This window comes from Veillonella atypica KON (assembly GCF_002959915.1).
Lineage (GTDB): Bacteria > Bacillota > Negativicutes > Veillonellales > Veillonellaceae > Veillonella > Veillonella atypica.
This window is the reverse complement of the sequence record NZ_PPDE01000006.1, coordinates 22,296-35,143: the sequence shown is the minus strand read 5'-3', so window position 1 is coordinate 35,143 and position 12,848 is coordinate 22,296. Positions and strand designations below refer to the sequence as shown.

The window sequence follows — 12,848 nt, the reverse complement described above, 5'->3', positions numbered from 1 at the left end:
AAGGGCGTTGGCCATATGATTAATGATAAAAAACTAATAATTAGCGTAGGCCAAAGTCGCACGTCTAAACAATGGATTCAAACGGAGCTGATGTGGTCCGAGTTTATCGAACGACTTCGTACACCACAACGTACTACGGAAACAGTTGAGCAGTATCATCAGCTTCCAAAGTCCGCGCAGGCTAAACTGAAGGACATCGGGGGTTTCGTTGGTGGTAGCTTAATCGGTCTCCAACGTAAGGCGATTAATGTCACAGGCCGTGACCTTATTACCCTTGACCTCGATGCCATTGAGCCTGGCCAAACGGATAATGTAGTGCGTACAGTGGACACGTTAGGTATGGCGTACGCCGTGTACAGTACGCGTTCACACACGCCACACCGACCACGGTTACGGGTAGTCATTCCAACCGACCGCACCATGACACCGGATGAGTACGAGCCTATCGCTCGTAAGGTGGCCAGTTTAATCGGTATCGGCATGATGGACTCGACCACGTTCGAGGCTTCAAGGCTCATGTACTGGCCTGGATGTTCTAGCGATGCACAATATGTATTCAGATTTGCAGATAAGCCGTTCTTATCTGCCGATGGCATCCTAGCGGAGTACACCGATTGGCGGGACGTGGCGTCATGGCCACAGGTACCAGGCTCTGAGACATCGGTTAGAGTGAAACAGCTTCTTACGAAGCAACAGGATCCGTTATCCAAGCATGGTATCGTAGGCGCCTTTTGTAGGCAGTATGGCATCCGTGAGGCTATCGATACGTTCTTACCTCACGCATATGTATATGTTGACGGTTCTAACGACCGCTTAACCTACGTCGAGGGTTCTACCATCGGCGGTGCCGTAATCTACGATGATGATAAGTTTTTATACTCACATCACAATACGGATCCGTGCGGGGGCCAACTCGTGAACGCCTTTGACCTGGTTCGACTTCATAAATTCCACGACCTCGACGAGACAGCCAAGGACAGCACACCACCACATAAGATGCCATCGTTCCTGGCGATGAGTAAGCTAGCCTTTGAGGACTCAGAGGTGGCCATCAGTATCCAACAAGAACGTGCACGTGAGTCAGCTACGAACGTGTTCCAAGAATCGATAAGTAATTCTAATACTACCGATGTAACTGACCTTGATGCCAACGCTATGCTCGAGACTGAATGGATGAAGTCCGCCGGGCTCAAATATAACGATAATCAGGGGCTTAAAAAGACACGTGATAATATTCTTAAAATATTAACACATGACCCGGCTATCAAGGGGCGTATCGCGTACGATAAGTTCGGTAGTCGGTATATGGCGATGGGCGCCTTACCATGGGCGCTATCGGAACACGGTAAACGCATATGGACTGACACCGATGATAGTGGCATTCAATGGTACTTAGAGAACCGCTTCGATATCACGGGTAAGGATAAGGTCCTTGATAGCGTGCTATTGATTGCGAAACAAAACGCGTTCAACCCAGTGACCGATTATTTAGACAGTCTCATCTGGGACGGTGTGGAACGATTAGATACAATCTTCATTGATTACCTAGGGGCGGAGGATAATGTGTATACCCGTGCGGTAGGTCGCAAGGCCTTTGTAGCTGCGGTAGCACGTGCCTACGAGCCAGGGTGTAAATATGACACGATGCCTGTATTAGTCGGTGCCCAAGGGATAGGGAAATCATCCCTTATACGTCTCATGGGCAAGGATTGGTACGCTGATGGGCTTAACACCTTTGATGGTAAAGAAGCCGCGGAAAGCATCCAAAATAGTTGGTTAGTTGAAGGCGGTGAAATGGCCGGATACTCGAAGGCGGAAGAAAATGCATCGAAACAATTCTTATCACGCCAGGTCGACGTATTCCGAAAGGCCTATGGCCGTCGTACTGAAGAATATCCACGCCAATGCGTGTTCTTTGGCTCCACTAACCAACACGAGTTCTTAAAGGACATTACCGGCAACCGCCGATTCTGGCCAATTCAATTAGGGTTAAAGAAACCAACGAAAAATGTATTTAAGAATTTACCGGGCGAAGTGGATCAGCTGTGGGCGGAGGCCAAAGCTAGATACCGCCAAGGTGAAAGCTTAATTATTGAAGATAATGAGGAAGTGCTTCGCCTTGCAAATTTAGCACGTGAAAGCCATATGGAAGGAAATGCTAAGGCAGGTGTGGTAGCTGAGTTCTTGAAACAGAAAGTACCTGAAAACTGGAGCACGATGTCACCTAAAGCACGTGACATGTTTATGTCAGGCACACATGCGGTACCTGGACAGGTGCTAGTATTCCGTGACAGGGTATGTGCTGCAGAAGTATGGGTTGAATGTTTTGGACGTCCATTATCTTGGATGAAGAAGTCAGACAGCCGAGAGCTTAATCAAATTTTAGACAACATTCCATTCTTAATGAGGTTTGATTCGATGAAAAAATTTGGGCCTTATGGAGCCCAAAGAGGATTCTCAATTATACCTGGATTGATGTAATTTTCGAAGGTAACATTCCTGAAAATACCCCCATATTCTCAAAAAGAATGTTACCTGAGAATGTTACTATGTTACCCGAATGTTACCCGAATGTTACCTAGAATGTTACCCTAATAAACCTAGTATTTATCTATATTTATAGTACTTATTATATATAAAGGTAACATTTATATATATATGTAGTAGAAATATATATATTTAAGTACGTTATAGGGGTTAAACGGGGTTAAATAGGGTATGTATCTATATGTAAAGAAAAAAATCGTAACTTTGTTACCTTGCGTAAATGATAATCTCAAAATGGAGGTGTGATAGATGCTTGAAAAACTAGTCGAACAGAAATTGGTTCGGGGTGTTAGAGAGTTGGGCGGTAAGGCCTATAAGTTCGTATCGCCTGGCAACGTCGGAGTGCCTGATCGGATTGTGATATGGCCGGACGGTACCGTTCAATTCGTAGAGCTTAAAACGACCCGAGGTCGATTAAGCCAACTACAGGATGTGCAGTGCAAGAAACTATTGAGCCTACTGCAGACCGTTTACATCCTTTACGGCCCTGAAGCCGTTAAGGACTACCTAACGAATGAAGGTGGTATTCATGGCGAGAGTTCCGTGTAAGAACTGTACCAGGCGTACACCTGGCTGTCATGGGATGTGTTCCGATTATAGCTTGTACAAATTACTTAGTAAGTACGAAAAAGCGAAGGATCATGATGATACCGTCGTACAGTCATATATCATGACAAACGTTCGAAAGATTCGTCATAAGATGCAAAAGGCAAAATACGGATGCACGATTAAGGATTAGGAGGTGATGCCGTATGATATTCAAGCCCCATCCCTATCAAGATTACTGTATTTCACGAGTGATTAAGCAACATAAGATAGGGCTGTTCTTGGATATGGGTTGAATGGTTTAGGAAAAACTATCATAACCCTATCCGCTATATACCAGTTGAAATACAACTACTTCCAGGTTAAGAAGGTGCTTATCATAGCACCTAAGAAGGTAGCGGAAGCAACCTGGCAACGTGAAGCGGCCAAATGGGACGGCGTTGGTATTCTTAGAATATCCACAGTACTGGGGCCATTAAAGAAACGCATACAAGCACTAAATACACCGGCGGATATCTACATCATCAATCGCGAGAATGTATCGTGGCTAGTTGGATACTATAAGAACGCATGGCCATTCGATATGGTGGTAGTTGATGAATCGAGTTCCTTTAAATCTCATCGTGCCAAACGATTCAAGGATTTATCGAACATGTACAACCATATCAACCGAATGGTGCTGTTAACCGGCACACCATCGCCGAATGGGTTGATTGACCTATGGGCCCAGGTCTACTTATTAGACCGTGGCCAAACATTAGGTAAGACATACACCGCATTTAGGGAACATTATTTTGACCCGGACCAACGAGGTCGTGATGTGATCTACAGTTACAAGCCAAAGGCGAATACAGATGATGCGATTATGTCAGCCATAGCGCCATTATGTATATCGATGAAGGCTAGCGATTACTTAGACCTACCACCAATTGTGTACGATACGGTGCCTGTGGTGTTAGACGCTAAGGCGAAGAAAGCCTATGAGAGCATGGAACGTGATGCTGTCCTTGAAGTATTTGGAGCAGATGAAGAAATCACCGCCATGAGTGCGGCTGCGTTATCCAACAAACTCCAACAGTTGGCCAACGGCGCTGTGTATGATGATGCGCGGAATGTCCATGAGATCCATGATTGCAAGATAGAAGCCTTTATGGAGCTTATCGAACAGCTACACGGCAAGCCGGCGTTAGTGTTCTACAACTTCAAACATGACTGTGCCAGGTTGAAGGAAGCCTTAGCAAAAACGGATCTGCGTGTACGAGAGTTAAAAGGCGCCGATGAAGAGTTCGATTGGAACGCCGGCAAGATTGACGTACTACTAGCACATCCCGCATCAACTGCATATGGTCTAAACCTACAAGATGGCGGTAATCATGTAATATGGTTCGGGCTTAATTGGAGCCTTGAGCTATATCAACAAGCGAACAAGCGTTTGCATCGTCAAGGGCAAAATGAAAAGGTTATCATCCATCACCTTATATCCGTAGGTACACGGGACGAGGACATGATGGAAGCCTTAGAGAAGAAAGACGAAGCACAAGAATATGTCCTTCAGTCATTGAAGGCGCGGATTGATAAATATGTGAAAGGATAACACTATGAGCAGAATATGTAAGACCTGCGGAAGCTTATTCAAGGCTACCGGTAACGAGCAAGAGTGCCCTACCTGTAAGGAAGGGTTCAACGATATCATGAGTATCATTAAAGGCAAAGACAGAACGGAGACAGTAAAAGACAGTAAAAAGACAGAAGCGCCACCTACTACACCAGAGACATCATCTAAGATGACTATTTGTAATGTGTGTGGCAAGGAGTTCGAGCAAACTGGTAAAGGTCGACCTGCTGTCAACTGTCCGGAATGTCGAGAGGCTTTAAAACATGAATATAAGGCGCCGTCTAAGGTGAAACCTGCTGAGCCTAAAGCAAAGCCAACAGTATCCGTAGCGACGGATGAGGATAAAGCTAAGCAGTACGGCAAGATTGAGCCTAAGCCGGAAGTAGCAGAAACACTGACAATAGATGTACCTGTGGTTGATGGTACGCTTAACGAGACGATGAACGATGCGGTACATCATCCACAGCATTACACCTTGCCAGGTCTAACCGTTGAGAGCGTTGACGTCATTCGTGCGGTATTGACGCCGGAAGAGTTCAAAGGATGGTGCAAGGGTAACGCATTAAAGTATTCCCTTCGAGCAGGCCGTAAGGATCCGGCGAAAGAAGTTCAGGACCTAGCGAAAGCGGGGGTGTTCTTAAGTTGGATTACTGGGGAGTAGCTTATGCATACCAGTGCAAGTTTCGAGAAACTGCTACACGACCACGGGCATTACCTGGATGACTTATACATAATCACTGTTCGATATGTCAATTACTTGGAAGAACAGTATGAGATGGCATACGTACGAAGCGAAGAGGTCATCCGTGAATATAAGGAAGCTGGTAATGACCAGTTCGACGATAAGACGTATTCGTATCCGTGGTATCACGATGAGCGATGGGACGAAGCTACTGATACCTTGGAAGCGATAGAAGATGAAGTCGATGAGCTATACAAGATTGTAGAAGGGATGGATTACATATGACACAGGATAGTATTGATAGGATGTGAACGTATGGGTAAACGTACGAGTAGGGGGACACATCCTGGAATAAGTAAACTGCAAAGGCTGATGGATAGTCACAGGAGACTAACCGACGTTGAAGCACACTTGCAACGCCTGGAGCAAGAAGCACGAAGTGAGTACCCCATCACAGACGAGCAACAGCTAAATCTTAAGACGGCGTATCGTGATTTGCTTGAGGAGTCAAGGCGGCTATCAAGAGAACGATATGAGCTATGGGCTATCATCCATCAAGTGCCGAGCGATTGTGAGCGTACGTTCCTTGAGTATCGCTACTACTTTGGCCTTGGTATGAAGGACGTCATTGAGGCGATGCGCTACAGTGAGCCCCAGGTCTACCGCATAAGGAAGATGGCTGTCAAGTCTTTTTGCAAACTTTTTGAAAATTTCTAAAATATGATATGAAATGATAGTTGCACTTTGTGTTACCTTATGGGTGTGGATATGGAAACGAGCGCCGTGTCCACGCACTGTAGGGTAGTTCATAGTGATACCTTTCATGTACTTACACTTCTCTCCTGGGCAGTAGCCCAAACATGAAGCGAAGCATTGAGGACTACGAACAACCGCGTAGTCCTTTTTGTTAGCTTTAATGAGAAAAGAAATACCCTAAATATATTTAAAATTATTTTTAAAATTTTTGAAACAAAAAGGTACTTCCTCGACGGAAAATCGCCGGTGGTCGCCTCCGCGCGATGTTTGTCCGCATGTGAAAAATTTTTTCAAGTAGAAAGTACCCTACCAATAGACACTTACGGAAGGAGGTCCAAAAATGGCCACGGAAAGACCCAAAGTCAAGTTTGATGACAACGGCGAGATCATTGTCACCACAAAAGTGCTATGCCAAATACTGGACCTCGGTCCGGAAATGATATCACGCCACAATCGTGCAGGTATGCCGAAGGTGGCCACGGGTTGGTGGAATGTTCGTGAAGTTCTTGTGTGGCTTGGCATGTCTAAAGATAAGGACGGAACGAAATCCGCTGCTCAAAGAAAACTTGAAGCTGAGGCGGACTACAAGGAAGCCAAAGCGAAACGCGAAAAGCGAATGAACGAAGTTCTTGAGGGCCAGTATATTGCGGTCGAGGATGTAACTCGGGAATGGACTGGACGCGTTAATGAATTGAAATCATCCCTTGGGCTGTTACCCAAAGCGGTTAGCAAAGAATTTCCAGATGCAGAAACAAGGGTGATTGTAGAGAGGACGGTGAATGAGTGTGTCAACGAGTACCTCGAAAGCTACGCGCGCGACGGCGTCTACACGAAAGCGAAGAAAAGTTAATTCTAAAAATTCTAAGAATCCGAATAAACAATGTCATTACAATTCATCACACGATTCTAGTACATCGTTTACGTGGACGGCGCAAGAACTCGCAGCTTTCAAGCCTCCGGAGCGGTACACCGTTTCCACGTGGGCCGATAAGTTCAGAGTACTCCCAAGCACTAGTGCAGAACCCGGGCCATGGCACACGCACCGCACTCCATATTTAAGAGAGCCTATGGATATGCTCAACAATGATTTAATTGAATCGATTGTACTGTGCTTTGGCGCACAGATTGGTAAGACAGAAGCTGAACTCAACATGATAGGGTTCGCACTGCATCAATCTAAGGCGCCTGTCATGATGGTATATCCAACAGATATGTTGGCAAAGTTTAATAGTGAAAAACGTGTTCAGCCAATGATCACGAACACAGAACCTCTGGCCAACATGTACAACGAAAACGCAAGTTCAAAGTTAGAACTCAACTTCAACACAGGAAACTACATGGTATTGTCCGGTGCTAACTCTCCATCGAGCCTAGCGTCAAGGGCTATCAAGTATGTATTCTTCGATGAAGTTGATAAGTACCCAGTATTCTCCGGCAAGGAAGCCAATCCAATTAAGTTGGCCACAGAACGTACTAAAACGTTCGTTGATGCCAAACACGTGATGGTATCAACTCCAACAGTCGAAAACGGCAATATCTGGACAGCTTTTAAACAGGCTCACGCACAGAAAGAGTACTACGTACCGTGCCCACACTGTGGGGAGTATCAAAAGCTCGTGTTCAAACAGATTAAATGGCCCGATGAGGCTAAAGGCAATAAGGACCGCATCAGGGACACCGCCTATTATGAATGCGTGCATTGTAAGAAAGCGATTCACGATAAGCACAAAATGGATATGCTCCGTAACGGAGAATGGCGAACCGAAAACGAACCCGATTGTCGAGTACGCTCGGTTGGCTATCACTTATCGTCCTTATATTCGCCATGGATAGCCTTTGGGAAAGTCGCTTACGAGTTCTTTACTTCAAAAGACTTCCCGGACCAACTTATGAACTTTATCAATTCATGGCTAGCAGAACCTTGGCGAAGTGCTAAGACGAAAAGCACACAAACGCTACACTTTACGGAATCAACCTATGAGCGTGGCGTAGTACCGGATAAGGCAACGCTACTTATCGCTAGCGTTGACGTACAACTTGACCACTTCTGGTGGGAGGTTAGGGCCTATGCGCCAGGCGTGAAGTCCTATCTCATCGACTATGGCCAAGCCAGTACATGGGATGACCTAGAGGAGATCATAGTCAACAGGGAATATCCAACAGAATACGGCGAACCTAGACAGGTGATGAAGGCGGGCATTGACTCAGGCTTCAGAACGGACGAGGTGTACCAATTCTGTGCAAGGTTCCCGGAAATATGTATTCCGTTAAAAGGTTCGTCCAATCATAGGACCCTAACGGCGCCGTACTCCATGTCAAGTGTTGAGAAGGGCGTTATCGGAGGCCTTAAATTGTACGTTCTTAATACGGACTACTGGAAGGACTTTATCTTTGCTCGGATGGTACGGCCAACTGATGAGGTAGGCACAATCCATCTGTTCAAGGATTGTCCTCAAGAATATACTGACCATCTCCGGTCGGAAGAAAAACAAGAAATCCGCAATGTGAAAACGGGTGAAGTTACGGTGCAGTGGAAACCACTCACCGGACACCCTACGAATCACTTGCTAGATACATGTACATACAATGCTGCAGTCGCAGACATTGCAGGGGTGAAGTATTTAACGGAGCCCGAAGAGTATGAAGAGTCCAATTCCGTACCCGAGGACATCGACTACGGCGTAGGAATGGGAAATACGAACCATTGGTTTAGATAAGGAGGTGAACCATGAGCGATGTAAATGAACAATTGGACCGTATCCGTGAAGTCATCGAGGATATCGAAACTAAAGGATACTCCGAGTTACAGATTGGCGGTAAGCGGTTCAAAGCGATTGACCTTCCTGTGTTATATGCACGAGAACAAACGTTAATGCAACGCGTTCATGAGGAAGCGAACGGCTTCCAGAGTGATGCATACGTGACATGGGGTGGACGATGAATATCTTAGATAAGGTAATCGGTTGGGTTAGCCCTGAAAGGGCGCTTAATCGTATCGCAGCACGAGAGGCTATCCGCCAATATGATGCGGCGTCGATGGACCGATTAAGCAGTGACTGGCAACCTGCTTATGGCACCGCTGAACAGTTGGCCACCGGAGCACGTGATCTTATTCGAGGTCGAGCTCGTGCAGCTGAAATGAACAGCGACTTAGCGGAGTCTGTGGTAACGGCTTTAATTCGTAACGTTATTGGCGTTGGAATTAAGCCACAGGCGAAGGTAAGAAGCGGTAAAGGTAAGTTAAATACAAACCTTAACAACAAAATCGAAAAAGCATGGGCAAAATGGACTGAAGCTGAAAACGCGGATGTCCGAGGTATGTCTAACTTTTACGAATTGCAGTCTATCGCGCTACGGCGGATGCTGTATGATGGCGAGATTCTAGTCAACAAAACCGCACAAGGCGAATACCTTCCGTTATCGATACAATTGATTGAAGCGGAGAATATCGGGGCGGTTAGCTTACAACATGGTAAGAATAATATCATCAACGGCGTGGAGGTTAACGAATATGGGAGACCAGTTGCGTATCACGTATATCAAAGCGATCCAATGGGGCTACGCAGTTTCGACGCATTACGGCTAACTACTAACCAGGCGTTCTTATTATTCAAGCCGACTCGTACCTCTCAACTTCGAGGGATGAGCCACCTGGCATTAGTCCTTCGCCGTATCCACGATATTGATGAATACATGGACGCAGACCTAATTGCTGCACGTGTATCCGCATGTTATAGCGCGTTCATAACGTCTCAAAATTCAGCACGTCAAACGGCGATGCTACCTAGGGATAGTAAAGGACGTCCTAATATGACCCTAGCACCAGGCATGGTTAGACACCTTAGCCCTGGTGAATCCATTGAATTTGCAGACCCTAAACGTAATGCAGGGACTGCTAGTGAATACTCGGCAACTCAGACACGGAGAATATCCTCTGGTCTAGGAATGAGCGCGGATATCGTGGCTCGTAATATATCTGGTAACTTCTCAGCAGCAAGGCAAAATCTGTTAGAGGACCAAAAGACCTTCCGACAATGGCAAACATTTGTTATCGCGCACTTTTGCATGCCGATTTGGAAAGCCTTTATTGACGCATTGTACCTAGCTGGTGAACTACCATCTGACTACTTGGCGAATAAGGACAAGTACCAAGAAGTATCTTGGCTTGCACCAGGTTGGTCGTGGATAGACCCAGTGAAGGAAGTGTCCGCCAATAAGGAAGCTATCAAGTCCGGTCTTACAACCTTAGAGGATGTGTGCGCAGCATCTGGGCGTGACTGGGAAGAAGTTCTTGAACAACGGAAGCTCGAACAAGATAGAGCCAAGGAGCTTGGTGTGTTACTTGATTATTCCAGTGAGTTGCAACCATTGATGGACCCAGATAGTGACAATAACGTCCAACAATCACAGGAAGGAGCTGATGGCTAACAATGGACGAAAATGAAAAACGTAGCATTTATGGTAACTATTGCCGTGAATCTACGATTGACCAAGTCGACTCCGACAATCGGACGGTAGAACTTTCTTTCTCCTCCGAAACGCCATATGGCCGTTGGTTCGGCGATGAAATCCTTTGCCATGATGAAGAATGTATCAATCTCGATAGATTTAACGATGGCTTAGGCACCGTGCTATTTAACCATGATCGTGATGCGGTCGTGGGGCACATCGAAAAGGTGTGGATTGAAGATAATCGAGGTAAAGCGCTAGTACGCTTTGACGAAGATGAACAATCCGACGCCATATTTAAGAAAGTCCAATCCGGTACGCTTCAAGGTGTTAGCGTTGGATACTCTATTAAACGCTATGAAGCGCTTGATGAGAAAGATTCTGTATCCAGTAATGGCAGATTCAAAGGGCCGGACACATATGTAGTAACGGATTGGGAACCTTTAGAAATCAGCATTGTATCCGTACCTGCAGACCCTACGGTCGGCGTAGGTCGCAGTGCAGATGATATTCAAATTCATACAAGTATTGACACACAGGAGGAAAACAAAGGTATGGATGAACAAGAAAAATTGACTGAAACTCCAGAAGTGAAATCCGCTCCAGTTGAAGGCGGTATCACAAAAGAAGAATTGGCGAAAGCTATGGAAGAAGAACGTAAACGTACTTCTGAAATTACTGCTATGTTCCGCGACTTCGATGTTGAAGGCGCAGACGAAGCAATCGTATTGGGCAAATCCGTTGACGAAGCACGTGCAATGGTTATGGACCAATTACGTGCGCGTAACGCAGGCGTGTCCGTTAAAATGGGCGAATCTGAATCCGATAAATTCCGTGCAGCTGCACAAGATGCAGTATTAATGGCGGCAGGTATTCAAGTAGCTGAACCGGCACCAGGTGCTAACGAATTACGTGCACATTCTTTAGTTGAATTGGCACGTGAAGCATTACAACGTGAAGGCCTTCGCGCTAACTTTGGTGATAATTTGGAATTGGCTCGTGAAGCTATTAACTCCACATCCACATTCCCTGCTATCATGTCTAACTTGGCAAATAAATCCGTAATGAATGGCTTTAACGAAGCAGAAACTACGTACCAATTATGGGCGGGTAAAGGCTCTAACCGTGACTTCAAAGAAGCTACACGCGTAGCGTTGTCTGAAGCAGGCGACTTGGAATTAGTTCCAGAAGGTAGCCAATTCAAAGCTATGACATTCGGTGAAACTTCCGCACGTACTAAAGTTGCTACTTACGGCAAATTGTTCAGCTTAACTCGTCAAGCTATCATCAACGATGACCTTGGTATGTTCTCCGCTATCGCAACTCGTTTCGGATCCGCGGCTAAACGTTTGGTTAACAAAATGGTATACGCACAATTGACAGGTAACGTAGAAATGGAAGATGGCGTTACATTGTTTAACAGCAAACACGGTAACGTTGCATCCACAGGTGAAGCATTATCTGTAAAAGCTATTGCTAAAGCAGTAACTGCTATGCGCCGTCAAAAGGGTATCCAAGGTACGGCTACACTTAACATCACACCTAAATACTTAATCGTTCCACCTGAACTTGAAATGGTAGCATACCAACTCATGAACTCCACCGCAGACGTGGCAGGTGTTAACTCCGGTGTGGTTAACCCATACAAAGGTCGATTCACGGTTATCGCTGATGCAGAAATCACTGACCCAGATGCATGGTACTTAGTAGCGGATGCAACTCAACACGATACTATTGAAACTACATTCTTGAACGGCGTAGAAGCTCCACGCTTAGAAACTCGTCAAGGCTTCGACGTAGATGGTATCGAATATAAAGTTGCATTGGACGTAGGCGTACGTGCTCTTGACTTCCGTGGATTATATAAAAACGCAGGTAAATAATTAGGGGGTAACGATATATGATGACACAATTCGTACAAGAAACTGACCGCATTGACATTACTGCAACTGCAGAAGTCAAAGCAGGTAACATTGTTGAAGCCGGTGCACTTCATGGCGTGGCTGTCACAGATTTAAAAGTCGGTGAAGTCGGCGCCATTAAAGTAACCGGCGTATTCAAAGTAACAGCTAATAAAACTGATACTTTTGCAGTCGGCGACGTAGTTAACTTTGACACAGATAAAGCCGTTAAAACAGGCGGTAATCCATTGGGTATCGCAGTAGCGCCTAAAACTGCTGCGCAAGATACTGTTACCGTTATGCTAGTGCAAGCTGTCAAAGTTGGCGCGTAGGCAATAGCTATATTATGAGG

13 protein-coding genes are annotated in these 12,848 nt (G+C 45.7%); all 13 read left to right on the top strand.

The features are described 5' to 3' along the window. Positions 1-15: 15 nt before the first annotated feature. The 13 genes from VAHSUH02_RS03595 to VAHSUH02_RS03540 all read left to right on the top strand — a co-directional run bounded on the left by VAHSUH02_RS03595 (position 16) and on the right by VAHSUH02_RS03540 (position 12,828). Positions 16-2,481, top strand: a complete 2,466-nt coding sequence (locus VAHSUH02_RS03595; protein WP_005382421.1) for a virulence-associated E family protein — start codon at positions 16-18, stop codon at positions 2,479-2,481. 315 nt (positions 2,482-2,796) lie between these two features. Then, on the top strand, positions 2,797-3,096 hold the full coding sequence (locus VAHSUH02_RS03590; protein ID WP_005382420.1) for a VRR-NUC domain-containing protein: 300 nt from the start codon (positions 2,797-2,799) through the stop codon (positions 3,094-3,096). Continuing rightward, a complete protein-coding gene (locus tag VAHSUH02_RS09650) occupies positions 3,077-3,286 on the top strand; it encodes a hypothetical protein (RefSeq protein WP_146104599.1) in 210 nt (69 codons plus the stop codon). Before VAHSUH02_RS03590 ends, VAHSUH02_RS09650 begins: the two co-directional genes overlap by 20 nt. 99 nt (positions 3,287-3,385) lie before the next feature. Continuing rightward, positions 3,386-4,687: a DEAD/DEAH box helicase gene (locus VAHSUH02_RS03585; RefSeq protein WP_005382418.1), complete on the top strand. Its 1,302-nt coding sequence runs from the start codon at positions 3,386-3,388 to the stop codon at positions 4,685-4,687. A gap of 4 nt (positions 4,688-4,691) precedes the next feature. After that, positions 4,692-5,369 carry a DUF3310 domain-containing protein gene (locus VAHSUH02_RS09745; protein WP_005382417.1) on the top strand — a complete coding sequence of 226 codons (678 nt, stop codon included), beginning with the start codon at positions 4,692-4,694 and terminating at the stop codon, positions 5,367-5,369. Between the two features lie 114 nt (positions 5,370-5,483). After that, positions 5,484-5,675 carry a hypothetical protein gene (locus VAHSUH02_RS09645; RefSeq protein ID WP_146104598.1) on the top strand — a complete coding sequence of 64 codons (192 nt, stop codon included), beginning with the start codon at positions 5,484-5,486 and terminating at the stop codon, positions 5,673-5,675. 30 nt (positions 5,676-5,705) lie between these two features. Further along, positions 5,706-6,107: a hypothetical protein gene (locus VAHSUH02_RS03570; protein ID WP_005382415.1), complete on the top strand. Its 402-nt coding sequence runs from the start codon at positions 5,706-5,708 to the stop codon at positions 6,105-6,107. 379 nt (positions 6,108-6,486) lie between these two features. Beyond that, complete coding sequence (locus VAHSUH02_RS03565; protein ID WP_005382414.1) at positions 6,487-6,996, top strand: hypothetical protein; 510 nt, start codon at positions 6,487-6,489, stop codon at positions 6,994-6,996. After that, positions 6,926-8,863: a phage terminase large subunit family protein gene (locus VAHSUH02_RS03560; RefSeq protein ID WP_038148539.1), complete on the top strand. Its 1,938-nt coding sequence runs from the start codon at positions 6,926-6,928 to the stop codon at positions 8,861-8,863. The genes VAHSUH02_RS03565 and VAHSUH02_RS03560 overlap by 71 nt, the downstream gene beginning before the upstream one ends. Before the next feature lie 11 nt (positions 8,864-8,874). Further along, positions 8,875-9,087, top strand: coding sequence for a hypothetical protein (locus VAHSUH02_RS03555; RefSeq protein WP_005382412.1), 213 nt, complete (start codon positions 8,875-8,877; stop codon positions 9,085-9,087). Next, positions 9,084-10,574 (top strand): phage portal protein, encoded by a 1,491-nt coding sequence (locus VAHSUH02_RS03550; protein WP_005382411.1) that lies wholly within the window; start codon positions 9,084-9,086, stop codon positions 10,572-10,574. Before VAHSUH02_RS03555 ends, VAHSUH02_RS03550 begins: the two co-directional genes overlap by 4 nt. Positions 10,575-10,576: 2 nt before the next feature. Beyond that, on the top strand, positions 10,577-12,478 hold the full coding sequence (locus VAHSUH02_RS03545) for a prohead protease/major capsid protein fusion protein (RefSeq protein WP_005382410.1): 1,902 nt from the start codon (positions 10,577-10,579) through the stop codon (positions 12,476-12,478). Positions 12,479-12,495: 17 nt separating this feature from the next. Continuing rightward, on the top strand, positions 12,496-12,828 hold the full coding sequence (locus VAHSUH02_RS03540) for a capsid cement protein (protein ID WP_005382409.1): 333 nt from the start codon (positions 12,496-12,498) through the stop codon (positions 12,826-12,828). Positions 12,829-12,848 lie beyond the last annotated feature (20 nt).

Coding starts and splice junctions, on each gene's coding strand:
- VAHSUH02_RS03555 (WP_005382412.1), top strand. CDS start 8,875: ATGAGCGATGTAAATGAACAATTGGACCGTATCCGTGAAGTCATCGAG.
- VAHSUH02_RS03550 (WP_005382411.1), top strand. CDS start 9,084: ATGAATATCTTAGATAAGGTAATCGGTTGGGTTAGCCCTGAAAGGGCG.
- VAHSUH02_RS03565 (WP_005382414.1), top strand. CDS start 6,487: ATGGCCACGGAAAGACCCAAAGTCAAGTTTGATGACAACGGCGAGATC.
- VAHSUH02_RS03545 (WP_005382410.1), top strand. CDS start 10,577: ATGGACGAAAATGAAAAACGTAGCATTTATGGTAACTATTGCCGTGAA.
- VAHSUH02_RS03595 (WP_005382421.1), top strand. CDS start 16: ATGATTAATGATAAAAAACTAATAATTAGCGTAGGCCAAAGTCGCACG.
- VAHSUH02_RS09645 (WP_146104598.1), top strand. CDS start 5,484: ATGGCATACGTACGAAGCGAAGAGGTCATCCGTGAATATAAGGAAGCT.
- VAHSUH02_RS03590 (WP_005382420.1), top strand. CDS start 2,797: ATGCTTGAAAAACTAGTCGAACAGAAATTGGTTCGGGGTGTTAGAGAG.
- VAHSUH02_RS03560 (WP_038148539.1), top strand. CDS start 6,926: ATGAGTGTGTCAACGAGTACCTCGAAAGCTACGCGCGCGACGGCGTCT.
- VAHSUH02_RS09650 (WP_146104599.1), top strand. CDS start 3,077: ATGGCGAGAGTTCCGTGTAAGAACTGTACCAGGCGTACACCTGGCTGT.
- VAHSUH02_RS03540 (WP_005382409.1), top strand. CDS start 12,496: ATGATGACACAATTCGTACAAGAAACTGACCGCATTGACATTACTGCA.
- VAHSUH02_RS03570 (WP_005382415.1), top strand. CDS start 5,706: ATGGGTAAACGTACGAGTAGGGGGACACATCCTGGAATAAGTAAACTG.
- VAHSUH02_RS09745 (WP_005382417.1), top strand. CDS start 4,692: ATGAGCAGAATATGTAAGACCTGCGGAAGCTTATTCAAGGCTACCGGT.